The 25,003-nt window shown below is 55.7% G+C and carries 25 protein-coding genes and 1 tRNA gene; 10 read left to right on the top strand and 16 right to left on the bottom strand.

Annotated features, from left to right (window positions below; genetic code table 11):
• Positions 1-46 precede the first annotated feature (46 nt).
• Positions 47-1,051 (top strand): GlxA family transcriptional regulator, encoded by a 1,005-nt coding sequence (locus ACR0BZ_RS04455; protein WP_267365697.1) that lies wholly within the window; start codon positions 47-49, stop codon positions 1,049-1,051.
• A 2-nt stretch (positions 1,052-1,053) separates the two neighbouring features.
• Here the strand turns inward: ACR0BZ_RS04455 and ACR0BZ_RS04460 are convergent, their stop codons facing one another.
• Positions 1,054-2,151 carry a PQQ-dependent sugar dehydrogenase gene (locus ACR0BZ_RS04460; RefSeq protein WP_480919560.1) on the bottom strand — a complete coding sequence of 366 codons (1,098 nt, stop codon included), beginning with the start codon at positions 2,149-2,151 and terminating at the stop codon, positions 1,054-1,056.
• A gap of 154 nt (positions 2,152-2,305) precedes the next feature.
• Between ACR0BZ_RS04460 and ACR0BZ_RS04465 the strand changes: the two genes are divergently transcribed.
• The 3 genes from ACR0BZ_RS04465 (at position 2,306) to ACR0BZ_RS04475 (ending at position 5,221) form a co-directional block, all read left to right on the top strand.
• Complete coding sequence (locus tag ACR0BZ_RS04465) at positions 2,306-3,487, top strand: ABC transporter substrate-binding protein (RefSeq protein ID WP_209503916.1); 1,182 nt, start codon at positions 2,306-2,308, stop codon at positions 3,485-3,487.
• A 106-nt stretch (positions 3,488-3,593) separates the two neighbouring features.
• Entirely contained in the window at positions 3,594-4,382 is a 789-nt protein-coding gene (locus ACR0BZ_RS04470; RefSeq protein ID WP_209596275.1) for an ABC transporter ATP-binding protein, read from the top strand.
• Positions 4,383-4,390: 8 nt separating this feature from the next.
• Positions 4,391-5,221 carry an ABC transporter ATP-binding protein gene (locus ACR0BZ_RS04475; RefSeq protein WP_267366696.1) on the top strand — a complete coding sequence of 277 codons (831 nt, stop codon included), beginning with the start codon at positions 4,391-4,393 and terminating at the stop codon, positions 5,219-5,221.
• Between the two features lie 138 nt (positions 5,222-5,359).
• On the opposite strand, the gene ACR0BZ_RS04480 is transcribed toward ACR0BZ_RS04475, so the two are convergent.
• Positions 5,360-5,713: a hypothetical protein gene (locus tag ACR0BZ_RS04480; protein ID WP_480919561.1), complete on the bottom strand. Its 354-nt coding sequence runs from the start codon at positions 5,711-5,713 to the stop codon at positions 5,360-5,362.
• A 561-nt stretch (positions 5,714-6,274) separates the two neighbouring features.
• On the opposite strand from ACR0BZ_RS04480, the gene ACR0BZ_RS04485 reads away from it, so the two are divergent.
• From ACR0BZ_RS04485 to ACR0BZ_RS04500, 4 genes are all read left to right on the top strand, one after another.
• Complete coding sequence (locus ACR0BZ_RS04485) at positions 6,275-6,604, top strand: hypothetical protein (protein ID WP_480919562.1); 330 nt, start codon at positions 6,275-6,277, stop codon at positions 6,602-6,604.
• Between the two features lie 215 nt (positions 6,605-6,819).
• Positions 6,820-7,830: a branched-chain amino acid ABC transporter permease gene (locus tag ACR0BZ_RS04490; protein ID WP_267366195.1), complete on the top strand. Its 1,011-nt coding sequence runs from the start codon at positions 6,820-6,822 to the stop codon at positions 7,828-7,830.
• On the top strand, positions 7,827-9,140 hold the full coding sequence (locus ACR0BZ_RS04495) for a branched-chain amino acid ABC transporter permease (protein ID WP_480919563.1): 1,314 nt from the start codon (positions 7,827-7,829) through the stop codon (positions 9,138-9,140). The genes ACR0BZ_RS04490 and ACR0BZ_RS04495 overlap by 4 nt, the downstream gene beginning before the upstream one ends.
• Positions 9,141-9,321: 181 nt before the next feature.
• The gene (locus ACR0BZ_RS04500; RefSeq protein WP_480919564.1) at positions 9,322-9,576 is read left to right on the top strand and encodes a hypothetical protein; all 255 of its coding nucleotides are present in this window, start codon (positions 9,322-9,324) and stop codon (positions 9,574-9,576) included.
• Positions 9,577-9,608: 32 nt separating this feature from the next.
• Here the strand turns inward: ACR0BZ_RS04500 and ACR0BZ_RS04505 are convergent, their stop codons facing one another.
• Positions 9,609-11,156 (bottom strand): helicase HerA-like domain-containing protein, encoded by a 1,548-nt coding sequence (locus ACR0BZ_RS04505; RefSeq protein ID WP_480919565.1) that lies wholly within the window; start codon positions 11,154-11,156, stop codon positions 9,609-9,611.
• Between the two features lie 432 nt (positions 11,157-11,588).
• Here ACR0BZ_RS04505 and ACR0BZ_RS04510 point away from each other — a divergent pair, with 432 nt between their 5' ends.
• On the top strand, positions 11,589-12,167 hold the full coding sequence (locus tag ACR0BZ_RS04510; RefSeq protein WP_480919566.1) for an invasion associated locus B family protein: 579 nt from the start codon (positions 11,589-11,591) through the stop codon (positions 12,165-12,167).
• A 48-nt stretch (positions 12,168-12,215) separates the two neighbouring features.
• On the opposite strand, the gene ACR0BZ_RS04515 is transcribed toward ACR0BZ_RS04510, so the two are convergent.
• The 4 genes from ACR0BZ_RS04515 to ACR0BZ_RS04530 are packed head-to-tail and all read right to left on the bottom strand — an operon-like array spanning position 12,216 to position 16,457.
• Positions 12,216-13,424: a beta-ketoacyl-[acyl-carrier-protein] synthase family protein gene (locus ACR0BZ_RS04515; RefSeq protein ID WP_480485622.1), complete on the bottom strand. Its 1,209-nt coding sequence runs from the start codon at positions 13,422-13,424 to the stop codon at positions 12,216-12,218.
• Positions 13,425-13,433: 9 nt separating this feature from the next.
• Positions 13,434-13,691, bottom strand: a complete 258-nt coding sequence (locus ACR0BZ_RS04520) for an acyl carrier protein (protein ID WP_171723262.1) — start codon at positions 13,689-13,691, stop codon at positions 13,434-13,436.
• A gap of 32 nt (positions 13,692-13,723) precedes the next feature.
• Positions 13,724-14,815: a UDP-3-O-(3-hydroxymyristoyl)glucosamine N-acyltransferase gene (locus tag ACR0BZ_RS04525; protein WP_480584270.1), complete on the bottom strand. Its 1,092-nt coding sequence runs from the start codon at positions 14,813-14,815 to the stop codon at positions 13,724-13,726.
• 34 nt (positions 14,816-14,849) lie between these two features.
• The gene (locus ACR0BZ_RS04530; protein WP_480919567.1) at positions 14,850-16,457 is read right to left on the bottom strand and encodes a L,D-transpeptidase family protein; all 1,608 of its coding nucleotides are present in this window, start codon (positions 16,455-16,457) and stop codon (positions 14,850-14,852) included.
• A gap of 353 nt (positions 16,458-16,810) precedes the next feature.
• On the opposite strand from ACR0BZ_RS04530, the gene mepK reads away from it, so the two are divergent.
• Positions 16,811-17,380 (top strand): peptidoglycan L,D-endopeptidase MepK, encoded by a 570-nt coding sequence (gene mepK / locus ACR0BZ_RS04535; protein ID WP_480472813.1) that lies wholly within the window; start codon positions 16,811-16,813, stop codon positions 17,378-17,380.
• Between the two features lie 273 nt (positions 17,381-17,653).
• Here mepK and ACR0BZ_RS04540 read toward each other — a convergent pair.
• From ACR0BZ_RS04540 to ACR0BZ_RS04580, 9 genes are all read right to left on the bottom strand, one after another.
• Positions 17,654-17,730 (bottom strand) — tRNA-Arg (locus ACR0BZ_RS04540).
• 77 nt (positions 17,731-17,807) lie between these two features.
• Positions 17,808-19,028 carry a cysteine desulfurase gene (locus tag ACR0BZ_RS04545; protein ID WP_480919568.1) on the bottom strand — a complete coding sequence of 407 codons (1,221 nt, stop codon included), beginning with the start codon at positions 19,026-19,028 and terminating at the stop codon, positions 17,808-17,810.
• A gap of 13 nt (positions 19,029-19,041) precedes the next feature.
• Positions 19,042-19,575: a YIP1 family protein gene (locus tag ACR0BZ_RS04550; protein ID WP_480919569.1), complete on the bottom strand. Its 534-nt coding sequence runs from the start codon at positions 19,573-19,575 to the stop codon at positions 19,042-19,044.
• Positions 19,576-19,604: 29 nt separating this feature from the next.
• Entirely contained in the window at positions 19,605-20,090 is a 486-nt protein-coding gene (locus tag ACR0BZ_RS04555; protein ID WP_480919570.1) for a YIP1 family protein, read from the bottom strand.
• Complete coding sequence (gene sufD, locus ACR0BZ_RS04560; RefSeq protein WP_480919571.1) at positions 20,090-21,370, bottom strand: Fe-S cluster assembly protein SufD; 1,281 nt, start codon at positions 21,368-21,370, stop codon at positions 20,090-20,092. Before sufD ends, ACR0BZ_RS04555 begins: the two co-directional genes overlap by 1 nt.
• Complete coding sequence (gene sufC, locus ACR0BZ_RS04565) at positions 21,370-22,125, bottom strand: Fe-S cluster assembly ATPase SufC (protein WP_480505147.1); 756 nt, start codon at positions 22,123-22,125, stop codon at positions 21,370-21,372. Before sufC ends, sufD begins: the two co-directional genes overlap by 1 nt.
• A gap of 48 nt (positions 22,126-22,173) precedes the next feature.
• The gene (locus ACR0BZ_RS04570) at positions 22,174-22,377 is read right to left on the bottom strand and encodes a hypothetical protein (protein ID WP_267365771.1); all 204 of its coding nucleotides are present in this window, start codon (positions 22,375-22,377) and stop codon (positions 22,174-22,176) included.
• Positions 22,377-23,897: a Fe-S cluster assembly protein SufB gene (sufB, locus tag ACR0BZ_RS04575; RefSeq protein WP_267365773.1), complete on the bottom strand. Its 1,521-nt coding sequence runs from the start codon at positions 23,895-23,897 to the stop codon at positions 22,377-22,379. The genes ACR0BZ_RS04570 and sufB overlap by 1 nt, the downstream gene beginning before the upstream one ends.
• Positions 23,898-23,915: 18 nt before the next feature.
• Positions 23,916-24,995, bottom strand: coding sequence for a cysteine desulfurase family protein (locus ACR0BZ_RS04580; protein WP_480480881.1), 1,080 nt, complete (start codon positions 24,993-24,995; stop codon positions 23,916-23,918).
• Positions 24,996-25,003 lie beyond the last annotated feature (8 nt).

Consider the following 25,003-nt stretch of genomic DNA (forward strand, 5'->3'; position numbering starts at 1 on the left):
TCGCCGGATACCAGGTTTTCCCGCGCAGAATTAAGGACATTTTGTCATGCAAGTGCAACGCCAAGCAGTCACGGTGGAAAATGCTGGGGCCACACCCCGCCATTTCGTTTTTGTCCTGCTGGACAAGTTTTCGCTGCTGTCTTTTGCGTCGGCGCTCGACAGCCTGCGCATCGCAAACCGCATGGCCGACAAACAACTTTATACATGGACGCTTTCAGGTGAAGGCGGAGATTCGATTTCATGCTCGGCCGGAACCGAATTCAAACTGGATCGTGACCTGGACGAACTGCAACGCGACGATGTCGTTCTGATTTGCGGGGGCGTTGACGTACAAGCCGCGACCACCAAACGCATTCTGAACTGGTTGCGGCGCGAGGCACGGCGCGGATTGCGGATCGGCGGCCTGTGCACGGCTGCTTATACCTTGGCCAAGGCCGGCCTGCTGGACAACAAGCGCGCCACGATACATTGGGAAAACTCAGACAGTTTCATCGAAGAATTCGATGAGGTCGAGTTGACGAAAGCTGTCTTTCAGATTGACGGCGGTCGTATGACGACGGCTGGAGGGACCTCGTCTATCGATCTGATGCTCAAGTTGATTGCAGACGATTTCGGCGAAGACCTGGCAAATGCGGTGGCGGATCAGATGATCTATTCGTCTATCCGGACAGATCAGGACACGCAGCGCCTATCTACACCGACACGGATTGGCGTGCGTCACCCCAAGCTGAGTCAGGTCATCCTGATGATGGAAAAGAACATAGAAGAGCCGATCTCTCCTTCGATTCTGGCCAAGGAAGTCGGTATGTCGACTCGCCAGCTTGAGCGTCTGTTCCGGCGCTATCTCAGCCGCTCGCCCAAGCGGTACTATATGGAACTTCGCTTGCACAAAGCGCGGAACCTGCTGATGCAAACAGATATGAGCGTCATCAACGTAGCCCTGGCATGCGGCTTTGCCTCGCCTAGCCATTTCTCAAAATGCTACCGCGCGCATTACAACACCACGCCCTATCGCGAACGCGGAGCGCAAAGCGGGCGGCTATCGGTGTAAGGTCACTCCGCCGGAGATATTCTGTAAACTGCCCCCTTACCAACCGAGATAAACCAGATCGACCCGTCTGGCGCTTCGACGATATCGCGGACACGCTCGGTTTCAGGGCTTCTGATCTGTTCGGCCTCATGCATTGGATCGCCCTGAAGTCGGGCGATATAGTCAAATTTCAAAGATCCTACGAAAACATCACCTGCCCATTGCGGCCAGAGCTTGCCGGAATAAACCAGCAGGCCGGACGGCGCGATGGAAGGATCCCAGTAGTGAGCTGGCTGTTCTAGCCCTTCTTTGGATGTACCCTCCCCGATTTTTTCACCCGAATAATGCGTACCATAGGAGATAACAGGCCAGCCGTAATTGACACCTGCGCGGGGTTGGTTGATTTCATCTCCACCCCGCGCCCCGTGTTCCGAAATCCAAAGTCGGCCAAGCGCGTCCAAATCCGCGCCCTGTGGATTTCGATGACCGTATGACCATATCTCGGGTTCGATATTCAATTGCCCGACAAAGGGGTTATCTGCCGGAACCGTCCCATCGCGGTTGATATGAATGACCGAGCCCAAAGGATTGGACCGATCCTGTGCATTCTCCGCCTCTCCCCGGTCACCGAGGGTCACGAACAATGTCCCATCATGCGCTTCGACCACACGGCTGCCAAAATGGCGACCACCTGTACCACCTGGCGATGCCACGAAAACTACTCGGAAGTTCTGAAGGTTTTTGCCAGTCTCGGACAGGTGCGCAACCGCAACCGCAGTCCCTGCACCGTCGCCCTGAGGTTTTGCGAAGGTCAGAAAGATCTCTCGGCTTTGATTGAAATTGCGCGAAATCGTGACGTCCAGCAATCCGCCCTGCCCCAGAGCCGCAACCTTTGGAACGCCTGAAACATCCCCAACTTGTCCATTTCGCACATACAGCAACCTTCCATCCCGTTCCGTAACGAGGAAGCTTTCATCGGGCAAAATGCCAACCGCCCATGGGGTCTCTAGCCCGCCGATCATTTCTTCCAGTTCGATCATTCCGGTGGAAACCGACAACGTCTGGGCTGCGGCATTCAAGGCGCAGAGTGAGAAAGACAGAATCATCGCCGTCCTGAACATTCTGATCCCTTTCGATAACAATCAGGAGTGAGTCCCAACAAAACAGATAGATTTTCAACCGAAAAAGACACGTTTGCGTTAGGACTTTTCTTTTCCGAACAGCTTGCCTAGGGTCGTCGCCAGAACGAATACGTTCACAACTGGGAGTAACCATATGAAAAAGCTGCTTACTGCAACTGCAGCAACTGCATTGCTGGCCGGCGCAGCCATGGCCGAAGATGTCAAACTGGGGATTTTGATCGGCTTTACCGGCCCCATTGAATCGCTGGCCCCTGCCATGGGGTCGGGTGCTGAGCTGGCAATCGCCGAAGTCAACGAATCCGGCAAGTTCATGAACGGTGCCAGCGTGGCTGGTGTACGTGCCGATACCGGCTGTATCGACAATGGTCTGTCCACCTCGAACGGCGAGCGTATGATCGCCGACGGCGTTGCAGGCATCATTGGCGGCGACTGTTCGGGTGTAACCGGCGCGATCCTGCAGAACGTTGCCATTCCAAACGGCATGGTCATGATCTCGCCTTCGGCGACCTCGCCCGGCCTGTCGACCATGGAGGACAACGGCCTGTTCTTCCGCACCGCGCCGTCGGATGCGCGCGAAGGTCAGGTTATGGCTGATATCCTCAAGGATCGCGGCATCAACTCGATCGCGCTGACCTATACCAACAATGACTATGGCAAAGGTCTGGCCGATGCGATCCAGACGTCCTTCGAAGCGGTTGGCGGAGAAGTGACCATCGTTACGGCGCATGAAGATGGCAAGGCCGACTATTCGGCTGAAGTTGGCGCGCTGGCTTCGGCCGGTGGAGACATTCTGGTTGTCGCGGGTTATCTGGACCAGGGTGGTCTGGGCATCATCCAGTCGTCGCTGGACAGCGGTGCGTTTGACACCTTTGGTCTGCCCGGTGGCATGATTGGCGACTCGCTGCCCGCAAATGTCGGCCCCGACCTGAACGGCTCGTTCGGTCAGATCGCCGGGTCGGGTGGTGAAGGTGCAGAAAAGTACTTTGCACTGGCCGAAGCAGCCGGATTTGACGGTTCGTCGCCCTATTCGCCCGAATCCTATGACGCGGCAGCGCTGTTCATGTTCGCCATGCAAGCCGCCGGTTCGACCAACCCGGCAGATTACGCGGGCAAAGTTATGGACGTCGCTAATGCACCGGGTGAAAAGATCTATCCGGGTGAACTGGCCAAAGGTCTGGAACTGCTGGCCGCCGGTCAGGACATCGACTATGTCGGCGCGTCCGGTGTCGAGTTGATCGGCCCCGGAGAAAGCGCAGGGTCTTACCGCGAGATCGAAGTGACCGACGGCGAAAACAAGACCGTCAACTTCCGTTGATCCCGCATATCAAACCATAAAATCAAACAGCCCGGGCCTTGTGCCCGGGCTGTTTCAATGACAAAAGGCTGCACCTCGTTTCACGGGGACAAGGCAAGGGGATACCATGATCGTCGTCGAGGACGTGCATAAGCATTTCGGCGGGTTTCACGCGGTGGACGGGGCGTCGCTGGAAATCCAAAAAGGGTCGATCACCGGCCTGATCGGGCCCAACGGGGCCGGAAAAACCACTCTGTTCAATGTAATCGCCGGTGTTTTGCCCCCGACCAGCGGCAAGGTGGTTATGGATGGTGAAGATATCACCGGCCTGCCCCCGCATGAGCTGTTTCACAAGGGTTTGCTGCGCACGTTCCAGATCGCGCATGAGTTTTCGTCGATGACCTGCCGCGAAAACCTGATGATGGTGCCCGGTGCGCAATCGGGTGAGGCGCTATGGAATACCTGGTTCGGACGCAAGCGCATCGCTGATGAAGAACGCGCGCTGAAAGCCAAGGCAGACGAGGTGCTGGAGTTTCTGACCATCGAACATCTGGCCGATCACAAGGCCGGTCAGGTTTCGGGCGGTCAAAAGAAACTGCTGGAACTTGGTCGTACCATGATGGTGGACGCCAAGATCGTATTTCTGGACGAGGTCGGAGCAGGCGTGAACCGCACCCTGCTGATGACCATCGCTGATACGATCCTGCGCCTGAACAAAGAGCGTGGTTATACATTTGTTGTCATCGAGCACGACATGGATTTCATCGGCAAGATCTGCGACCCGGTCATCTGCATGGCCGAGGGCAAGGTTTTGGCCGAGGGTACTCTGGATGAGATCAAGGCAAACGAGCACGTGATCGAAGCCTATCTTGGCACCGGCCTCAAAAACAAAGACAAGCTGGAGGCCCAGACATGACCGCTGGCATGAGCGACAACCCCTATCAGGACGACAAGGGCAACAAGGACGCATCGATTACCAACACGCAAGGTATCGGAACAATGACGCCTGCGCATCGTAAAAGCGGGACGACTCATCGCGTTGAAGGCGGCCCGTTTCTGATCGGCGACACCATGACCGGCGGTTATGGCAAAGGCCCGGACATCCTGCACGACTGCACCATTGCCGTGGACAAGGGTGAGATCGCAGTCATTGTCGGCCCCAATGGTGCGGGCAAGTCAACGGCGATGAAGGCCGTGTTTGGGATGCTGGATGTGCGCGCCGGCTCTGTACGCCTGGACGGCGAGGATATCACCAGCCTCACCCCACAAGACCGCGTGATCCGCGGTATGGGCTTTGTTCCTCAGACATCGAACATTTTCACCTCGATGACTGTCGAGGAAAATCTGGAAATGGGTGCCTTTATCCGTCACGACGATTTCTCGGACACAATGGAGCAGGTCTATGATCTGTTCCCAATTCTGCGTGACAAACGCAACCAACCTGCCGGCGAACTGTCTGGCGGTCAGCGCCAACAGGTTGCCGTGGGTCGCGCGCTGATGACGCAACCCAAGGTCCTGATGCTGGACGAGCCCACCGCAGGTGTCTCACCCATCGTGATGGATGAGCTTTTTGACCGCATCATCGAGGTCGCACGCACCGGCCTGCCGATTCTGATGGTTGAACAAAACGCCCGCCAGGCGCTGGAGATTGCGGACAAAGGGTATGTTCTGGTTCAGGGGCGAAACGCCTATACCGGTACGGGCAAGGAATTGCTGGCTGATCCGGAAGTGAGAAAGAGTTTCTTGGGCGGTTGAGGATGAGACGGCGCGCAAACTCCCTTTTGGTGCGCACCGTCCTCCTCATTCTAGCAGTGGGTTCGCAGAAACACGTTGCTTCAAGGAAAACAGTGCAGAAAATCACTGCATAACCAAGTACAACCGCCTTCCTAATTCTCACCCCGCCGGATTGCTACAACATCCGGAGTCATTCGCGGCATGTGGGCCTTTGACCGACATGTCATAGTGCAGGTTATCGAAATCCACCACAAAGGTCACCACGTCCTGATCCATGATATGCAGGAAGGTGAGCGAGTTCAGACCGGGAATAATCTGCGCCTCGCCCTTGATGTTTTCGGCCACGATGAACCCCTTGTCCGTCTCACCCGACCGCGCCAGAGTCACCGATCCCCCGTTTTTGTCGGAGAGGCAATTGACGACAAAATCCGCGCCATTCAGCGGGTCGTCGATTGCAGCTTGTACGAATGTGGGCATCAACAGGCCAGCCGTGATCAGCGCGGTAAATCTCATGAGTTTCTTCCTTCGGTTACTTATGCCTGCCCTCGCGCGCTATTACGCTCGCGAGATCAGCCTTATATTTCGGTCCTGGCTGCGCTCGACAATCACATCTTCCGCAGCTCAACGAAGTGAACTTAGGAAAAACCCTTTCGTATCATAGACCTGACCCAGCCATTTCACCGGAACTTGAGGCCAGGTGAGGTGGTGTGCGCTCAGCTTGAGACAAAAACAATCTGGGGCCCTAGATTGGCAGATAGAACGGCCCGGCGCGAGTCACTTTGAACCTGAATCGCTCAACCCATGTCTGATTGTGTTTTCAATATGTCAGGATAATGGTGCGTTGAATTTGAGGACGTTAAACATGACTGTTATTTACTTGTTTTAATGGCTCTTTCACGAGACCAAATCGGTTATTTTCACGCGTTATTCAAAGGGCAAAAAACACGCTTAAGTTCAATTTGTGACATAATGGAGCTTTAGGCGGGCCATCCACGCCGGTCGGGCCATATTACTGAACCATTGGCTCGACAGTTCGAAGGCGAATGCAAAATCGAAGACAAGGACCCGCAGACTATGAAACTCTGGATCGCTTTGCCGCTTGCGCTATTTTCGGCCACTCAGGCAGTAGCCGAAGAACGCCACCTATTGTGCACCTCCGACCGCGACGGCAGCGAAATCCGCCTTAGCCGTGCCGCGGACGGTGACAAAGGTAGCATTGAAACCCCAATAGCCACAGGCGATGCTGTGATCCTCAAAGGCGTGGGCAGCATGACGTTCATGTATATCGAAGGTCAGAACGTGATGACGCTGGTGGTTCAACTTGACGACATGTCCTATGATCTGTCTGTCAAAGGTCCCCATGCCGACGAGGATTTCGGCAAATGCCAAGACGTTCAGGCGTGACTTTGCATCCAAGCAATACTGCCGGGTGGCCACGCTGACCTCAAAAGTCGCGCGGCTTCACCTGCGCGTTTGGTTCTCGGAAACTCACAAGCCTTGCTGGTTCCGCGTTACCCTGGCAAAAAACGTTCGTCCAATTCGTTGAAAACCATAGCCGTGTGTTGAATTACCAATGGTACACATGCCATAAAGCCGCACCCGGACAGTGAGAAGAATTCATGGATTTACTGAACGCGTTGGTCACACTGGCCAACTTTGTCATCGTGCCTGCGATTGCCTATGGCAGTCAGTTGGCATTGGGGGCGCTTGGCGTGACCCTGATCTACGGCATCCTGCGGTTTTCGAACTTTGCCCATGGTGACACCATGGCCTTTGGGGCGATGATCGCTGTGCTTGTCACTTGGGGCTTACAGGCCGCTGGTGTCAGCTTTGGGCCGTTGCCGACTGCCCTGCTCGCCCTGCCCTTTGCCATCCTTGGCTGCATCCTGCTGGTGTTGGTCACGGACAGACTGGTCTACCGCTTTTACCGCGAACAAAAGGCCAAGCCGGTTATCCTTGTGATCGTATCTATGGGTGTAATGTTCATCATGAACGGTTTGGTGCGCTTTATCATCGGGCCGGATGACCAAAAGTTTTCGGACGGTGCAAGATTTCTGATATCCGCGCGGGACTTCAAATCCATGACGGGCCTTCAGGAGGGGCTGGCTATCAAGACCTCGCAAGGGATTACACTGATAGTGGCCGTTATTGCCGTGGCCTTGTTGTTCTGGTTCCTCAATAAAACACGAACCGGGAAATCGATGCGCGCCTATTCCGACAACGAGGATCTGGCGCTTTTGTCCGGCATCAACCCTGAACGTGTTGTGATGATCACCTGGATCATCGTGGCCGCCTTGGCGACCACAGCGGGTGTTCTTTACGGGTTGGACAAGAGCTTTAAACCCTTCGTCTATTTCCAGCTTCTGCTGCCGATATTCGCTTCGGCCATCGTGGGTGGCCTTGGTAACCCACTGGGCGCAATTGCCGGCGGGTTCATCATCGCGTTTTCCGAGGTGACGATCACCTATGCCTGGAAAAAAGTACTGACCTATGTGGCCCCCGAAAACCTGGAGCCGTCCGGATTGGTCCAGCTCCTGTCCACCGATTACAAATTCGCTGTCAGCTTTGTCATCCTGCTGATCGTGCTTCTGTTTAAGCCCACGGGCCTGTTCAAGGGGAAAGCAGTATGACCGAATCTGTCAAAAACACTCTGCTTTTCATAGCTGTTGGCAGTCTCATTCTGCTGACCGGTTTCACGCAAAGCTGGAACACTGCCGTTCTGATCCTGAACATGGGGCTGATCTCGGCCATCATGGCGATCGGTGTGAACCTGCAATGGGGCTTTGCGGGCCTGTTTAACGTAGGGGTCATGGGCTTCGTCGCGCTGGGCGGTCTGGCGGTTGTGCTGGTATCAACAGCGCCTACCCCAGGCGCCTGGGGCGCAGGCGGTTATGGTATCGTTCTGTCCTTGCTACTGGGGGCTGCCACCGTTGTTGCTGCAGTACTGGTGGCAACAAGAATGCCCAAAGGCCGGGTGCAGACGCTCACAATAATCACTGTCCTTATCGTCGGCTTCTTCCTCTACCGGGCCGTGTTCGACCCCAATGTTGCCGCGGTCGAGGCCATTGACCCGGCGATTGCCGGTAACATCGGTGGACTGAACCTGCCCGTTCTGCTGGCCTGGCCTGCCGGAGGTCTGCTGGCTGCCGGGGCGGCGTGGCTGATTGGCAAAACCGCGCTAGGGCTGCGGTCAGATTATCTGGCGATTGCCACGCTGGGTATCGCCGAGATTATTATCGCCGTCATGAAGAACGAGGACTGGCTGGCCCGCGGCGTGAAGAACGTCTATGGCATCCCGCGTCCCTCCCCAGTTGTCGGTTATGAAGTTGACTTGCAGCAAGATCCGGCTTTTCTTGCCCGCGCCGAATGGCTGGGGCTGGATCCGGTCACTGCATCCACCCTCTCGGTGAAACTTGGGTATTCGCTGCTGTTCATGCTGGTTCTTCTGGTGCTGCTCTGGATGGCGCAAATGGCGCTGAAAAGCCCGTGGGGCCGTATGATGCGCGCAATCCGCGACAATGAAATTGCAGCCGAAGCGATGGGCAAGGACGTCACCCGTCGCCACTTGCAGATTTTCGTATTGGGATCGGCCATTTGCGGCATCGCAGGCGCGATGATGACCACTCTGGACGGACAGCTGACGCCGGGCACCTACAATCCGCTGCGCTTTACCTTCCTGGTTTGGGTCATGGTGATCGTTGGCGGTTCGGGCAACAACTTCGGGGCCGTTTTGGGTGCGTTCCTGATTTGGTTCTTGTGGGTTCAGGTCGAACCGATTGGCTTGTGGTTGATGAGTGTTATCACTGCAGGCTTGCCGGATGGCAGCGCGCTGAAGGCACATCTTATTGATAGTGCCGCACATATGCGCCTGTTCACGATGGGCCTGATCCTGTTGATTGTTCTCAGATTCAGCCCAAGGGGTCTGATCCCCGAGAAATAGGTCCGCGCCACGTTCCAATGTGCAAAACCGCGCCACTTATCTGGCGCGGTTTCTTGATTCTTAAGGTTTTTCTGAATAAACGAACCCACCACAGTGTTTTCGATTTGCGGCAGGTTGCTGGCACTCACCCTCGCCTATGCCGTTTCAATCGATCAACAAGACGAGTAGATAAGAGTAGAAAATGAAAGCACCACATCTGAAATCACTCATTCTGTTTCCGGCTATTGCGGTCGCGTTATCCGCTTGTGTCCCCAGCCCCGAAGATCTTGAGACGACGCCCGTCAAGGTTCAGACACCTAAAGGTGTCGTGACCTGTCAGCTCTATCGTCAGGATCGCGTCACCTGGGACCGTGCAATCGACTTCCCAGCCACGAAGATGTCTGTTCCCGAGGCTGACGCCTATTGTCGCCAGGAAGGCCAACGCCGACTGAAGTAAACGCTGTAGCGCCCACCAAGGACGCCACGTTTTTACCTGTTGCGAAACAATCCGCCGAGGATACCGCGCACGATCCGGCGCCCGGTTGTGCCCTTAAGCTCTTTGATCACCGCTTCGGTCATTGCCGTAGCAAACGTGTCCTGCTTGCGCTCAACCCGGGAGGAGGACCGGCCGACCCGGCTGCCCGAATATCTGCGGGCCGAAGAATATTCGCGTTCGATCGGCGATTGCGCTTCAAGAACTTCGTCGGATTCGGCCAGTTCTGCGGCATTGGCCGCAGCTTGGGCCCGCGCCTGAAGAATCTCGAAGGCAGATTTTCGATCTATGCTCTTGTCGTATTTCCCTGCCATCGCCGAAGCGGCAAGGATATCCCGGCGTTCGGCATCTGAAATTGGCCCCAGCTGAGATCCCGGCGGACGAATAAGCGTACGCTCGACCACGCCCGGAACACCTTTCTTTTGCAGCATTGAGGTGACAGCTTCGCCAACGCCGACTTCGCGAATTGCCGTTTCCGTGTCAAAAGTAGGGTTCTCGCGATAGGTTTCAGCGGCCAGCCGCAGGTTCTTTCGGTCCCGTGCCGTGAATGCCCTTAATGCGTGCTGAATACGGTTGCCCAGCTGTCCAAGAATATCTTCCGGGATATCAGCGGGGCTCTGAGTGATGAAGTATACACCCACACCCTTTGAACGGATCAGGCGGGCGACCTGTTCGACCTTGTCCACCAGAACCTTTGGCGCATCGTCGAACAGCAGATGGGCTTCGTCAAAAAAGAACACCAGCTTTGGTTTTTCGGGGTCTCCAACCTCTGGCAGCTCTTCGAACAGTTCACTCAACAGCCACAACAGGAACGTTGCATATAGCCGTGGGGCTGCCATCAGCTGGTCTGATGCCAGAATGTTCACCATTCCCTGCCCGTTTTCGTCAGTTCGCATCAGATCGGCCAGATCCAGCGCCGGTTCGCCAAACAATTTTGTTCCGCCCTGATTCTCGAGAACCAACAGACGTCGCTGGATCGCCCCAATCGAGGACGTGGATACATTGCCGTATCGCAATGACAGTTGCGCCCGATTCTCTCCGATCCAGACCAGCAGCGCCTGTAGATCCTTGAGGTCCAGCAACGGCATCCCTTCTTCGTCGGCCACGCGGAATGCGATATTCAGGATACCTTCCTGCGCGTCGCTCAACTCCAGTAACCGCGACAGCAACAGCGGGCCCATTTCTGTCACCGTCGTGCGCACTGGATGGCCCTGTTCACCGAACAAATCCCAGAATGTCACCGGGCAGGCAGAATAGGCAAAATCCTCGAACCCGATCCGACTGGCCCGGTCCTGAAAGGCCTGATGCAGTTTGTGGGCCTCGCTTCCAGGAAGGGCCAGACCAGACAGATCCCCTTTCACATCCGAGAGGAATACCGGGACACCCGCCTGAGAAAAACCTTCTGCAAGAATCTGCAATGTCACGGTTTTGCCGGTACCGGTTGCCCCGGCAATCAACCCGTGGCGGTTGGCATATTTCAACGCCAGTTCCTGCGGCTGGCCATAGTTTTCACCGCCACCGCCCAAAAAGATATTCGTGCCCATTAACATTGCCTTATTGTTCACCGATCTGCCGCCAGCATACAAAGTTAACCTTTGACTGCGATAGTCTATTTGCCTTGCAGTGCGGGGCAGACTTCCTCCCTGTCGACTGGCCGTGCCTGCTGGCACGGCCTTTTTGGTTTGGCCATCGGATTATTATTCTGGCGCATAGATTAAAAATTGAGGATAGCTGTTGACCCGTGTGCGCCCCTTCCGTAGGGTTTGCGCATAAATAAGTCGGCCAGTCCGACGGGGAGAAACTTATGGGGAAGGGAGCTGGTCGAACAGCTCCCTTTTTCTAATCTCCGAAGGTGCGGTTCCAGGCCTCAGGCAAGAATCCGTTCACGTTCGCAAAGGCTGTTCTGTTAGTGCCTGACACTGGTTCAGAAGAGTGTTAAACGAAGCAAAAAGATCAATCATCAACCCGAGGCATTCATGTTCAAGAAAATCCTCTCGTTCAACACGGTCGCCGCTGTTCTGCTATCCGGCGCAGCGTATGCACAAGACACAACCACAACCGCGCCAGACGCCGGTCTGGACCTTGGTCAGGAAGGCCCCCGGGTCGGAGAACAGTTCGTAAAGGAAGAACTCGGCGATTGGGACGTATCCTGTATCAAGGCACAGGAAGGCGAGGATCCTTGCGCCATCGTTCAGGTTCTGGAGGGTAAAAATGGTGATCCGATCGCAGAAGTATCCATCGGGAAACTGCCAGAAGGTGGTGCCGCCGTTGCTTGGGCAAATGTGATCGTACCCCTCGAAACTCTGCTGCAAGCGCAACTGGCCCTGTCAATCGATGGCGCGCCGCGTAAATTGTACAACTACCACCAATGCGTTCCCGTGGGCTGCATCGCGCAACTAGGTCTTAGCCAAGGGGATATCGACGCGATGAAAGCTGGTACCAAAGCGACGTTTTCACTGGTTCCCGCCCGTTTCCCGGATCAGGTTCTTGAAATGGACATGTCGCTCTCCGGCTTCACATCGGGCTTTGACGCTCTGAACGTCAACACAAACTAAGAAAAAACATCCGTGGAAGCCGCCGTTTTATTAACGGCGGCTTTTTCACTAAACCCGCTTCAGGGCCAGTACCGCATTCAACCCACCAAAGGCGAATGCGTTGCTAAGCGCGACGTTGACCTTTGCTTCGCGTGCTTCGTTCGGGACCACGTCCAACGCGCATTCCGGGTCCGGTTCCTCATATCCAATCGTCGGTGCAATGACACCGTCCCGCAGTGCCATGATGCAGGCCAGCAGCTCAACAGCTCCGGTCCCGCCTATCAGGTGGCCGTGCATGGACTTCGTGGACGATATCATCAGATCGTCTGCGTGCGGCCCAAACACGTCGGCCACGGCTGCGCATTCGGTTTTGTCATTTGCAGCCGTTCCGGTGCCATGCGCGTTGATATAACCCACATCTTTTGCGTTCAGCTTCGCATCGGCCAAGGCACCGGCCATGGCACGCGCGGCCCCTTGTTTGCTGGGCATCACAATGTCCGAGGCATCCGATGACATGGCAAAGCCGACAACTTCGCACAGTATTTCGGCCCCTCGGGCGCGGGCGTGTTCGTATTCCTCAAAGACAAAGACGCCAGCCCCTTCACCCTGCACCATTCCGTTGCGGTTGGCACTGAACGGGCGGCACGCGTCTTTCGACATCACGCGCAGACCTTCCCAGGCTTTTACACCGCCGAAACACAACATCGATTCGGACCCGCCCGTAACCATGACCGGAGCCGCGCCGCTGCGCACCATCTGAAAGGCCTGAGCCATCGCATGGTTTGATGACGCACATGCTGTCGACACGGTGAAACTGGGGCCCTTCAGGTTATGTTCCATTGAAACATGACTGGCGGCTGCATTGTTCATGAGCTTTGGAACGACAAAGGGGTGTACCCTGTTCTTCCCATCCTCATAAACAGAACGGTAATTGTCATCCCAAGTCGAAACACCACCACCCGCGGTTCCCAGAACAACACCTGATCTTGCTGCCAACTCGCCGTGAAACTCGATGCCCGACTGCTCAATCGCCTCTTTGGCTGCCGTCAGGGTGAATTGCGTGAAGCGGTCGTACAGCGACATCTGCTGTCGGTTGAACCGCCCTTCCGCCTCGAAACCCCGGACCTGTCCGCCGATCTTGATGGCCAACCGATCAACATCCCGGAATTCAAGTTCCGAAATACCACAACGACCTTCGCGCATTGCTTCCAGCGTGTCAGGGACCGAATGGCCCAGCGAATTGATCGTACCTGCTCCGGTAATGACAACGCGTTTCATGAGCGTGTGTCAGACCTTTTCCGACACAAGCTTTTCGATCCCAGAGATGATCGCGGCCACATTGGAGATATCGAAGTCATTGGCCTCGGGCTCGTTGGCATTGAAAGGAATCGAAATGTCGAACTCTTCCTCGATGGCAAATATGCTTTCGACCAGCCCGAGGCTGTCGATACCCAGATCTTCCAGCGTGCTTTCGGGCGTTACATCCGATGGCTCCAGAACGGCCTGCTCTGCAATGATCGCGATGACGCGGTCGCTGATGCTCATGTCGATCCCCTGATTATCAGTTTGAGGTTGATTTAATCGCTCGGGGTCTGTTTGAAAACAGCCTTTTTCAATGCCTCGACGTCGCGTGCCATACGGGGCAAACGCCGTTGTGCCTTGTAGATGTCCGTATGCGTTTCCATTTTGACTCCGGGATACCCCATGATCACGCGACCAGCGGGTACGTTGGACAGTATCTTAGTGCCGCCACCGGCAATAACCCCATCCCCGATGAAAATGTTGTCGACAACGCCGGTCTGACCGCCCAGAACCACGTTGTTTCCGATCTCAACCGAACCCGACACACCAGTCTGACCGCACAACAGGCAGTCCTGACCGACTCGGGTGTTGTGCCCGACATGGACCAGGTTATCCAACTTGGAACCGTGGCCAATATACGTATTTCGGATCGTGCCATTGTCGATTGTGCAATTCGCGCCAATTTCGACATCGTCACCGATTTCCACAGCACCCAGCGAGTGAATGCGCAGCCAGCTCTGAGCTTTGGCCTCACCCTGATCGCCCATTGTCTTGCGTACATTTTCGACGCCCGAGACTTCGGGGGTAACAAAACTGAACCCGTCCCCTCCGATCCGGGCACCGGGTTGCGCGATAAAACGATCTCCGATCTGCGCCCGTGCGCCAATGCTGACCATTTCGCGCAACACCGCCTGGTCGCCCAATATGGCATCCATTCCCACCGCGCAATGTGCCCCTATGACAGAGCCTGCGCCGATCCGGGCGCGCGCGCCCACAACAACCAACGGACCAATCGCCACATCCAGACCAATTTCAGCGGTCGGGTCTATCACGGCCGAGGGGTGAATCCCCGGCTCAACTCCTTGCCCACGGTCCAGCATGGAAGTGATGCCAGCCATCGCCATACGGGGACGTTTTACAAAAATCGCCGCACGCAATCCCATCGCCTGCCAGTCGGCGCCCTCCCAAAGGACGGCCGCACGAGCGGCTCCGTTGGTAAGTGCCTCGGCGTATTTCGGAGACATAGCCATCGCCAAATCTGTCGGGCCTGCATCGCCCGGTTCGGCGGCGCGCACAATCGTCAGGCCGCCATCGCCCTGACATTCGGCACCCAGAGACTCGGCAATCTGTTGTACGGTAAACTGCATGGCGGGCTTCCTTTTGGCAGGATTTGCCCTGTGCTTACCCCTGAACGTCCGGCAGGGCCACCCCTGCCTTTTGTAGGGCATCCCAAATCTTGCCGTCCCGCCCATAGACATCGCGGCGATACTGCACTTCGCCTTTGGGCCCGATATAGGCCGTGCGGTAAATCAGATGCACCGGAACTTTCTGTTCCAAATTGACTTTGGTCTCTTTTCCGGTGTTCAGAACGCGATGGAAGAATGCCTTTGGATCTTCCTCTTGTTTGGCCAGCAAAGCGTAAGCAAATTCAAAAGGCTGGGCCAAGCGGATACACCCATGTGAAAAGGCCCGAACCTCACGCGAGAACAGGTTTTTCTGTGGAGTATCATGCAGATAGATGTTGTGCTTATTGGGAAACATGAACTTCACCAGACCCAGCGCATTGCTTTGGCTGGGCGGTTGACGCATTGCGAAGGGAAAATTTCTGGTCGTGAACTGAGTAAAGTCAACCGCACCCCGATCGACCTGCCTGCCGCTTCTGTCAGTAATCAGAATATGGCCCACGGAATTCGGGTTTGATTGCAGTTTCGGTAGGTATTCCTTGGTCACAATCGAGCGGGGAACATGCCAGCTTGGGTTGATCACCATATGCTCCATCTCATCCGAAAATTCCGGACTTCTGCGATCATGCACATTTTTACCGATGACTGCGCGGGTTTCAAAAGTGACTTGCCCGTCGTCCACGATCTTGGCCGTGAAATCGGCTTGGTTCACAAGGATATGACGCGTGCCGCGTTCCCGAGGCAGCCAGCGTTCGCGTTCCAACGCAACGTAAACGGCTTTTAACCGGTCTGTGGCTGGACGGTTAATTTCGGCAATCGTCCCCTTGCCCGCCACACCATCGGTTTCAAGCCCATGCGCGGATTGAAAGGCACGAACGCCTTCAAGCAACGCGCTGTCGAAAGACGGGCTGGCGGACGGTTTCATGTAACCCATCACCACCAGACGGTCGCGCAGCTTGACAACATTCGGTCCCGTGTCGCCGTATTCCAGTTTGCTTTCGGGAACTGTTGGCCCCCATCCCCCTTGAAACACCAGCTTTTCCAAGGACAACTTCTGCTTCATCAATGCGCGGTATTGATGTGATTGCGGCGCCAAGACAGTAAAGTAGGCCGCGCCCAGAGTGCTTATTCCCTGCAAATGCTCAACAGTGCTGCGTCGTTCTACGGACCGAACCAGCCCATCATCCACACTGCCGGGCCGGATTGCGCCCGCATAAAGCGCGTCGGCATATTCGACAAAGATACGGCTAAGTTCTGCTTCAACCGCACCGAGATCGCGCACCGAACGGGCCTTTTCCATCTTCTCCATCACGGCGGCAACAGTCGGCTCGGCCTGTGGAAGGCCGTGCAGATGCGCATTCGTAAGCGCATTTATCAGCGCCGCCCTGCGTAGAGTGTGTTCAGGCGTATCGCCGACCCAAAGCGGCGAAAATCCGTTTGCCCGGTAGAACTCAACCAGTTGCGGCGCCTGCTGAGTATGTTCAGCCATCGCCATCTGAAACGCAGTTCCTGGCGCAGCTTCGGACGACACATTGGCGACGGACGCGGTAGCCACGAAACACGCGGCAAACAGGATGCTGGTACTGGTGCGGAGAACAGAAAACATAGGATGGCCTTGGAATTCAATAGGTTGAACTGGTGATTTATACGTCGAACAACTATGCAGTCGTGCCAGAACGCTTGTCCACTCACGATATCCTTACCAAATCGCTTCTTCGTGGGCCTGATGCGCGTTTGCATCGGCTGCGCGGCCCAAAGCCCACAACTGCGAAATATTTGTGATGCTCTGTGGCAAATGCGCAAAAAACTGCCGAAAATTCCCCCTTGAAAAGGTGAAAATGAAACACTTCTTGGCCGTCGATTCCGATTGTGCCATAAATCCCGCATCTGGGATGGGAATAATTAAGACAGTGCACGTAACATCGTGTGCAGGCAGGAACAGTACGGGACGAAACCAAAATGACAGAGAGCAGTTCCTCGGGCTTGACCCGGCGTGCCCTATTGGGAGCGTTTGCAGCAACGGCAGTCGTAGCAGCACCCACCTACTCCAACGCAGCAGGCTTTTTACGCGGTGGCGGTGACATCCGTCGCATCCGTATGTATTCCGGTCGCACAGGCGAACGGTTGGATATGATTTATTGGGTCGATGGTAAGTATATCAAGGACGCTGTCAAAGAAGTGAACAACTTCATGCGTGATTGGCGCACAGATCAGGTAAAATCCATCGATTTACGCACGATTGATATCATGGCGGCATCACACAACCTGCTGGATGTCAACGAACCCTATATGCTGTTGTCCGGCTATCGCTCTCCTCAGACCAACGCAATGCTGCGCTCCCGGTCGCGCCGTGTGGCGCGCAATTCGCTTCACATGGAAGGGCAAGCAGCTGATCTGCGCCTTGCCTCCCGCTCGGTTTCACAGATGGCCAAGGCAGCGATGTCGTGCCGCGCAGGCGGAGTTGGTCAGTATTATGGATCGAACTTCGTACACATGGATTGTGGCGTGGTTCGCACCTGGCGCGGGTAACACCCGGACGCTTTTGGTCTGTTCAGAACTTATACTGACTGTATCTTCCGGTCGGTTTTCTCGTAGTCGTAGCGATTGGCGGCAGAGCCGCCAAGTCTGCTAATTTGCTATTCTCGGCACCTGACAGAATATCTCTCCCTCAAGCACTGCAACTCAGCTATGATTATTAGCTTGCGAGCCGTTGCAATGACTGCACAATCAATGCGCTAAGCAAGCCAAATGACAAGCCCACTGTTCAGGGCTTCCGAATTCAATCCGACGTTGAATACAGGGTGGCGCACCTGAGAGGATTCGAACCTCTGGCCTCTGCCTTCGGAGGGCAGCGCTCTATCCAGCTGAGCTACAGGTGCCTTGGCCGTTAGCTAACCTTGTTCCAATCCGGGTGCAACTGCAAATCGCGATTGCCGCACCCTTATCAAGACCAAAATCAGGCAAACAGATCATGCGCCAATTCAAGCGCTTCGATCAGTGTATCAACTTCATCGGTAGTGTTATAGAGACCAAAGCTGGCGCGGCATGTTGCAGTCACCCCCAGATGGTCCATCAGCGGCCCAGCACAGTGGTGACCGGCGCGAACCGCTACACCTTTCTTGTCGAGAATGGTAGAAACGTCGTGTGCATGGCCAGCACCGTCCAGCGTAAAGCTGAAAATCGCGGCCTTGTCCGGGCGAGTGCCTTGAACCTGCAACCAGTTCAGCCCAGTCAGACGTTGCATCGCGTAATCGCGCAAGCTGGATTCATGGGTAGCGATGTTTTCCATCCCCAGGTCCATCATATACTCCAGCGCCACGCCAAGACCGATGGTCTGTACGATCCCCGGCGTGCCGGCCTCGAACTTCATTGGCGGGTCATTATAGATGACCTGATCCTTGCTGACCTCTTTGATCATGTCGCCACCACCGATAAAGGGGCGCATTTCGGCCATGCGTTTGGATTTGATGTAAATCGCACCAGACCCTGACGGCCCATAAAGCTTGTGGCCTGTGATCGCGTAGAAATCGCACCCGATTTCTTCGACATTTACCGGCATGTGAACGGCACCCTGACTGCCATCAACCAGAACCGGGACGCCCTTGGCGTGGGCACCATCAGTTATGGCTTTCACATCTACAACTGTACCCAGCACGTTCGAGCAGTGTGTCACCGCAACCAGTTTGGTTTTCGGTCCGATTGCATCGATTACCGCCTGCGGGTCAAGCCCGCCCTCTGCGTCGACGTCGACCCATTTCAGCACGACGCCCTGTCGTTCGCGCAGGAAATGCCAGGGTACGATGTTTGCATGGTGCTCCATCACACTCAGAACAATCTCATCGCCCGTTTCAAGTCGCGGCATAGCCCAGCCATAGGCGACCAGATTGATCCCTTCGGTGGTACCAGAGTTCAGGACGATCTCATTCTCGTTCGATGCCCCCAGAAACCGCGCGATCGTGCCACGAACGGCCTCGTATTTCTCTGTCGCAAGATTGGACAGGAAATGCAGGCCACGATGGACATTTGAATACTCCTCGGCATAGGCCCGCGTCACCGCGTCAATGACCACCTGAGGTTTCTGAGCCGAAGCACCATTGTCGAGATACGTCAAAGGCTTGCCATTCACCTGACGCGACAAGATCGGAAAGTCAGAGCGGATTTTCTGCACATCATACATAAGAGAGGTATTCCTAGACGGGCCCGGTTGGGCTTAGAATCAGAACGAAGGGGATGGCGACAAGGGCTGACAACACAATTACCGCAAAGGATTTCCAGAGCGACCCGAGTTGATGCGCTTCGTTCAGAAAATGAAGCGTGACGTAAAGGCTCAGGATTGCTGTTGCCAACAATGACATCATCATCAGGAACGGTAGGGTCAGGCTCAAGATCAGCGTCACGACCAAGGCGGCTATTTGCAGGAATTGCAGCCAGATCGTCAAAACCATCAGATCATCGAACTTCGCCAGACCTCCAAGCATTCGCCCGACCAGCAGGAATGCGACGATGCTCAGCATCATGGCCCCGGCCGAGCGCACCAAAACCATGGGAATGCTTTCGAGCACGGGAGAGGGTTGACCTGCCGCCATTGTTATCGACAAACCTATTCCCAATTGGACAACGCAGTTCAAAACGACCGCCAGTGCAAATGCCAGCCAAAGCACTTCTCGCCCCAGCTTGAGCGCCATCAGCCGTCGCGCCGCTTCGGCCGGGTTCCTGATCGTCATGACAGCCATATTTCCCAGAAAACTCGAATTCATGCGACGGACCTTTGCACTTGTCTGAGACCGGATACCCAGAACCAGACAAAAACAGCAACCCAAACAAGACCTACAAACGTCAATGTAGGCCCTGGCCCGATGAACCCGGCGACAAGGCCGTTCAGCAGAACCAGCGGTGCAGACGACAACAGCGCCCAGAACAGCGCCAGGCGCGCGCCATATGCGCTTCCCTGACCGCCAAACAAGCGCGCCGCCCAATGAGACACCAGTGCCAGCGTGTAAAAGACCAAGGGCAGAATGAACACGGATCCGAGCAGAGCACCACCCAAAAGCATGTTCAGCTCAACGCCTTCCAGATGCGCTTTGCGCGCAAGGCCAGGCATCTGGGCGATGAATGCCACCACACAAAACGCCATAACAAAGATCAGCGCCCGGTCTTCTCGTTGACCCATATCCAGAAGCCTGCGCACCACCCGCCCCGGCCCCTTGTACGTTGCTAGGATATCCGACGACAGGGCCATCAGCTTCGGCGCGCCAGCCACCCTTCCAGACGGCTTACGATTTCATCTGCCAAAGCACTGTTTTCGATTTCGTCCACCGCTTCGGCCAGGAACGCCAGCGTCAACATGTTGGTCGCGTCCTTGACCGGTACACCCCGTGACCGAAGATAGAACAGCGCTGTTTCGTCAATCGCCCCCGAGGTTGAGCCGTGGGAACATGCCACGTCATCGGCGTAGATCTCAAGTTCCGGTTTAGCGAGGAACTGGCTGTCATCATCTAAAAGCAGCGATTGACTGATTTGGTAACCATCGGTTTTCTGGGCCCCTTGCTTTACAAGGATCTTGCCCTGAAACACTCCGGTCGCACCGTTGCGAAGCACTTTCTTAAAGACCTGACGGCTTTCGCAATTCACCGCGTCATGGGTGATGAACACCGTGTCATCATGGTGGAAATCACCATCCCCAACACAGGCCCCGGCCACATGCGCCACCGCATTGTCGCCGGTCAGTTCAACAACCTGTTCGTTACGGGTCAGCACCCCATTCGCAGTCAAGGTGAAGGACTTGTAGACCGATTCTGCCCCCAAACGCGTGAACATATGGGTCGCGGCGCGACGTTCGTGGTCCCTGCCCTGCGCCCGCACATGATGCAGCGTCCCCTTGTCGGCAATTTCAATCTCTGTACATTTGTTGAAACGCGACGCCGCCGGGCCGGATTCAAGAATAGTCACCTCGGCCCCGCTTTCCACGCGAATAACGTGATGCAGGATCGCGTCGGATGTCGGCGAGGCATGACGATAGATCAGGTTGATCGGTTTGGAGGGTTTGCCCGTAACGTGAATGGCAACGCCGTCCGACGCAAAAGCCGTGTTCAATGCAGCCAACGGGCGTTGAACCGGGGACTGGCCGCGCGCTTCCAGAACGCCATACAGGTCTTTTGCCCAATGAATGTCTTTGCAGCAGATGTCTTCAATCCGGTCGATCTTGACACCGTCCAGCGACAGGTCATCGGATTCCTCGGCGCTGAAGACCCCGTCGACAAAAACAATTTTCAAACGGTCAAGGTCGTTGAAAAGCACCGGTTCATCATTGATAAACACCGCCGCAGGCAAAGCCTCGGCAGAAATCAGACTATCGGGTTGAGTGTATTTCCAATACTCATCCCGGCGCCCCGGCAGGCCGGATTCCAGAACACGCGCCAAAGCGTCTTCGCGTGCACCACGGGTGCAGCCCGCATCGGGCATGATCAACGTAGCCAGACGCGCCTCGGTTGCGGATTGTTTCGCTTGCGGCAAAGCCATCAGTTCACCTCGGCCAGAATGTCGGCATAACCGTTGTTTTCAACCTCAAGCGCCAGATCCGGGCCTCCGGTTTTGACAATGCGGCCATCGGCCATGATGTGCACGACGTCAGGTTTGATGTGATCCAGCAGGCGCTGGTAATGGGTGATGACCAGGAACCCACGGCCTTCGTCCCGCAGGGCATTCACACCTTCGGCGACCAGCTTCATCGCATCCACATCAAGGCCCGAGTCGGTTTCGTCCATGATGCACATCTTCGGTTCAAGCATAGCCATCTGCAGGATTTCGTTACGCTTTTTCTCACCGCCCGAAAAACCAACATTGACCGGGCGCTTAAGCATATCCGCGTCGATCTTTAGCGTCTTGGCCTTGGCACGCACCTCTTTCAGGAAGTCTGCGGCAGACAGTTCCTCTTCTCCACGGGCCTTGCGCTGCGCGTTTACTGCGGTGCGCAAGAACGTCATGTTGCCAACGCCGGGTATTTCAACCGGGTATTGGAAGGCCAGGAAAACACCTGCTGCTGCGCGTTCTTCCGGTTCCATCTCCAGCAGGTCCTGACCGTCCAGAGTGGCCGAACCTTCGGTCACTTCGTACCCGTCGCGCCCCGACAGAACATAGCTGAGGGTCGATTTGCCCGACCCGTTCGGCCCCATGATCGCGTGTACCTTGCCAGCCTCGACCGTCAGGTTCACACCTTTGAGAATCTGTTTGTCTTCTTCTTCAAGCTGTACGTGCAGGTTTTTGATTTCCAGCATTTTTTGTCCTTTTGCGTATCGCAAGGGGCGCCGTGGCCCCGCATTGTTCTAGCCCAGCAATCTGCGGATCAGTCTGGCGAGGATCCAACCCAGGATTGCCCCGCCACCTACTGCCCAAACCGGGTTGATGAATTCCATGTAATGGGTGTTGACGTAGGCCACGCCAAGCAGACCGCCCAGAACCGGCAATGCGTACCCAAGCCAGGTCAGCACATCATCCTTACGGATGCGGGTTCCGGGTGACCGCGTCATTACCCAACCGAACCTTCAAGTGAGATGGCCACCAACTGCTGTGCTTCCATCGCAAACTCCATTGGAAGCGCCTGAAGCACATCTTTGCAGAACCCGTTGACCACCAGCGCTACGGCTTCTTCTTCGTCCATGCCGCGCTGACGGCAGTAGAACAGCTGATCGTCATCCACTTTTGACGTCGTCGCCTCGTGCTCAACGCGGCTCGAGTTGTTCTTGACCTCGATATAGGGAACCGTATGTGCGCCGCATTTGTCGCCGATCAGCAGACTGTCACACTGCGTGTAGTTCCGGCTGTCCTTGGCTTTCGGGTGCATCGACACTAGCCCACGATAGGTGTTCTGGGCCTTGCCCGCGCTGATGCCCTTGGACACGATGCGCGACTTGGTATTCCTGCCCAGATGAATCATCTTGGTGCCGGTGTCGGCCTGCTGATAATTGTTGGCTATCGCGATCGAATAGAACTCACCCTGGCTTTCATTGCCGCGCAGGATGCAGGACGGGTATTTCCATGTAACGGCCGATCCGGTTTCCACCTGTGTCCACATCACCTTGGACCGATCACCCCGGCAGTCGGCGCGTTTAGTCACGAAGTTATAGATACCGCCCTTGCCGTTTTCATCCCCCGGAAACCAGTTCTGAACGGTCGAGTATTTCACCTCGGCATCTTCTTCGACGATGATCTCGACCACAGCGGCATGCAGTTGCGCCGTGTCGCGCTGGGGTGCAGTACAGCCTTCCAGATATGAGACGTACGAGCCCTTATCAGCAATGATCAGAGTGCGTTCGAACTGACCGGTATTTTCGGCGTTGATCCGGAAATAGGTGCTCAGCTCCATCGGGCAGCGAACCCCCGGCGGGATGTAGACGAATGAGCCATCCGAGAATACGGCCGAGTTCAGTGTCGCGTAGAAGTTGTCTGAAACCGGAACCACGGTTCCCAGGTACTTCTTGACCAATTCGGGATGCTCTTTGATCGCCTCAGAGATCGAGCAGAAGATCACGCCTGCCTTTTTCAGTTCGGCCTGAAAAGTCGTGCCCACGGAAACCGAGTCAAACACTGCATCGACTGCCACCTTGCGGCCTTCGGCAGGTGCATCCTCAGCCCCTTCAACACCAGCCAGAATCATCTGTTCTTTCAGAGGGATACCAAGCTTCTCGTAAGTGGCGAGCAGCTTTGGATCAACCTCATCCAAAGATTTGGGTTTCTCTTCCATCGATTTGGGGCGGGCATAGTAATACTGGTTTTGAAAATCGATTGGCGGATAGTGAACCATCGCCCATTTGGGTTCTTCCATTTTGGTCCAACGCTCGAACGCGGCCAGACGCCATTCGGTCATCCACTCGGGCTCATCGTTTTTCCCCGAGATCAGACGGACGATATCCGGGTTCACGCCTTTGGGCGCGTATTCCATCTCGATATCGGTGTCCCAGCCATATTTGTATGTGCCGACCTCGCGAACCGCGTCCACGGTTTCCTGATCGACACCTTCTTTTACCTGGGTCTGGTCCAAAGCGGCCATGACTTACCCTCCGTCAGATCACGCAGCCCGCGCGCGATGCTTTTTCTCTTTTTCAAGCCACGTTTCGGCGAAACGCAGCACATCTTCTTCAGTCGTCTCTGGCCCCAACGATACGCGGATTGCGCATGACGCCACCGTCTCATCAAATCCCATTGCCGTCAGAACCCGACTGGTTTTGACCTTCCCGCTAGAACAGGCGGATCCCGCACTGATGGCAAAGCCAGACAAATCCATCTGCATCACCTGCGTTTCGCCTTTCCAGCCGGGCGTCGCGAAACACAGGGTGTTCGGGAGTCGCTCCTGATCTTTCCCGACAAAAATAGTAGATATTGCACCAGCCTCAAGAGCGTTTTCTAGAATATTTCTAAGTTCTCTGACTTTTTCCCATACTCCATCCGCCAGATCGCGCTGAGCAGCCTCGGCAGCCGCGCCAAATCCGGCAATGCCCACCACATTTTCAGTACCGGATCTTCGGCCCATTTCCTGTCCGCCACCGCTGGCCAAAGGTTCGATATCGATACCTTGTCGCAGGATCAAAGCGCCAACACCTTTTGGCCCGCCAATCTTATGCGCCGACAGGATCGCCATATCAGCGCCGCTCCAGGCGAAGGAAAATGGAATGCGTCCGACAACCTGCGTAATATCCAGCAACAGCCAGTCCGCGCGCCGCGCGCCATAGGGCCACTGGTTCTCAACTTTCTGTGGCGGCTGCGTGATGACTCCGGTTTCGGAGTTCGCAAGCCCCATCGCCAATATGTGCCCAGGGCCAAAGGGATGCTCGCTACAATGGGTCAGATCGAAATGCGACCACAGCGCATCGTGGGCAGTGCTGTCGACAAAGACGTCGCAGCCTTCGGGGCGATTTTGCAGAACCCGCGCCGCTTCAGTCGCGCCAGAGGTAAATATGACCTCTTGCGGACGGCAACCGACGGCCTCGGCGACCTGCGCCCGCGCGCGTTCGACCAGCGCTTTTGCGGCACGTCCTTCCGCATGAACAGATGACGGGTTCCCGACCACATCCATCGCCGCGATCATTGCCTCGCGCGCTTCGCGTCGCAGCGGCGTAGTCGCGTTATGATCCAGATAAACACGTTTCATGGATACAT

This window comes from Ruegeria sp. P8, assembly GCF_056534665.1.

Bases quoted from the DNA above. Each gene is read 5' to 3' on its own strand.
- ACR0BZ_RS04475 (WP_267366696.1), top strand. From the start codon at position 4,391: ATGAGCGACAACCCCTATCAGGACGACAAGGGCAACAAGGACGCATCG.
- ACR0BZ_RS04545 (WP_480919568.1), bottom strand. From the start codon at position 19,028: ATGTATGATGTGCAGAAAATCCGCTCTGACTTTCCGATCTTGTCGCGT.
- ACR0BZ_RS04550 (WP_480919569.1), bottom strand. From the start codon at position 19,575: ATGACGATCAGGAACCCGGCCGAAGCGGCGCGACGGCTGATGGCGCTC.
- ACR0BZ_RS04570 (WP_267365771.1), bottom strand. From the start codon at position 22,377: ATGACGCGGTCACCCGGAACCCGCATCCGTAAGGATGATGTGCTGACC.
- ACR0BZ_RS04455 (WP_267365697.1), top strand. From the start codon at position 47: ATGCAAGTGCAACGCCAAGCAGTCACGGTGGAAAATGCTGGGGCCACA.
- ACR0BZ_RS04465 (WP_209503916.1), top strand. From the start codon at position 2,306: ATGAAAAAGCTGCTTACTGCAACTGCAGCAACTGCATTGCTGGCCGGC.
- sufD (WP_480919571.1), bottom strand. From the start codon at position 21,370: ATGGCTTTGCCGCAAGCGAAACAATCCGCAACCGAGGCGCGTCTGGCT.
- sufB (WP_267365773.1), bottom strand. From the start codon at position 23,897: ATGGCCGCTTTGGACCAGACCCAGGTAAAAGAAGGTGTCGATCAGGAA.
- sufC (WP_480505147.1), bottom strand. From the start codon at position 22,125: ATGCTGGAAATCAAAAACCTGCACGTACAGCTTGAAGAAGAAGACAAA.
- ACR0BZ_RS04500 (WP_480919564.1), top strand. From the start codon at position 9,322: ATGAAAGCACCACATCTGAAATCACTCATTCTGTTTCCGGCTATTGCG.
- ACR0BZ_RS04495 (WP_480919563.1), top strand. From the start codon at position 7,827: ATGACCGAATCTGTCAAAAACACTCTGCTTTTCATAGCTGTTGGCAGT.
- ACR0BZ_RS04480 (WP_480919561.1), bottom strand. From the start codon at position 5,713: ATGAGATTTACCGCGCTGATCACGGCTGGCCTGTTGATGCCCACATTC.
- ACR0BZ_RS04470 (WP_209596275.1), top strand. From the start codon at position 3,594: ATGATCGTCGTCGAGGACGTGCATAAGCATTTCGGCGGGTTTCACGCG.
- ACR0BZ_RS04515 (WP_480485622.1), bottom strand. From the start codon at position 13,424: ATGAAACGCGTTGTCATTACCGGAGCAGGTACGATCAATTCGCTGGGC.
- ACR0BZ_RS04520 (WP_171723262.1), bottom strand. From the start codon at position 13,691: ATGAGCATCAGCGACCGCGTCATCGCGATCATTGCAGAGCAGGCCGTT.
- ACR0BZ_RS04505 (WP_480919565.1), bottom strand. From the start codon at position 11,156: ATGGGCACGAATATCTTTTTGGGCGGTGGCGGTGAAAACTATGGCCAG.
- ACR0BZ_RS04555 (WP_480919570.1), bottom strand. From the start codon at position 20,090: ATGGCCCTGTCGTCGGATATCCTAGCAACGTACAAGGGGCCGGGGCGG.
- ACR0BZ_RS04485 (WP_480919562.1), top strand. From the start codon at position 6,275: ATGAAACTCTGGATCGCTTTGCCGCTTGCGCTATTTTCGGCCACTCAG.
- ACR0BZ_RS04490 (WP_267366195.1), top strand. From the start codon at position 6,820: ATGGATTTACTGAACGCGTTGGTCACACTGGCCAACTTTGTCATCGTG.
- ACR0BZ_RS04460 (WP_480919560.1), bottom strand. From the start codon at position 2,151: ATGTTCAGGACGGCGATGATTCTGTCTTTCTCACTCTGCGCCTTGAAT.
- ACR0BZ_RS04580 (WP_480480881.1), bottom strand. From the start codon at position 24,995: ATGAAACGTGTTTATCTGGATCATAACGCGACTACGCCGCTGCGACGC.
- ACR0BZ_RS04510 (WP_480919566.1), top strand. From the start codon at position 11,589: ATGTTCAAGAAAATCCTCTCGTTCAACACGGTCGCCGCTGTTCTGCTA.
- ACR0BZ_RS04530 (WP_480919567.1), bottom strand. From the start codon at position 16,457: ATGTTTTCTGTTCTCCGCACCAGTACCAGCATCCTGTTTGCCGCGTGT.
- ACR0BZ_RS04525 (WP_480584270.1), bottom strand. From the start codon at position 14,815: ATGCAGTTTACCGTACAACAGATTGCCGAGTCTCTGGGTGCCGAATGT.
- mepK (WP_480472813.1), top strand. From the start codon at position 16,811: ATGACAGAGAGCAGTTCCTCGGGCTTGACCCGGCGTGCCCTATTGGGA.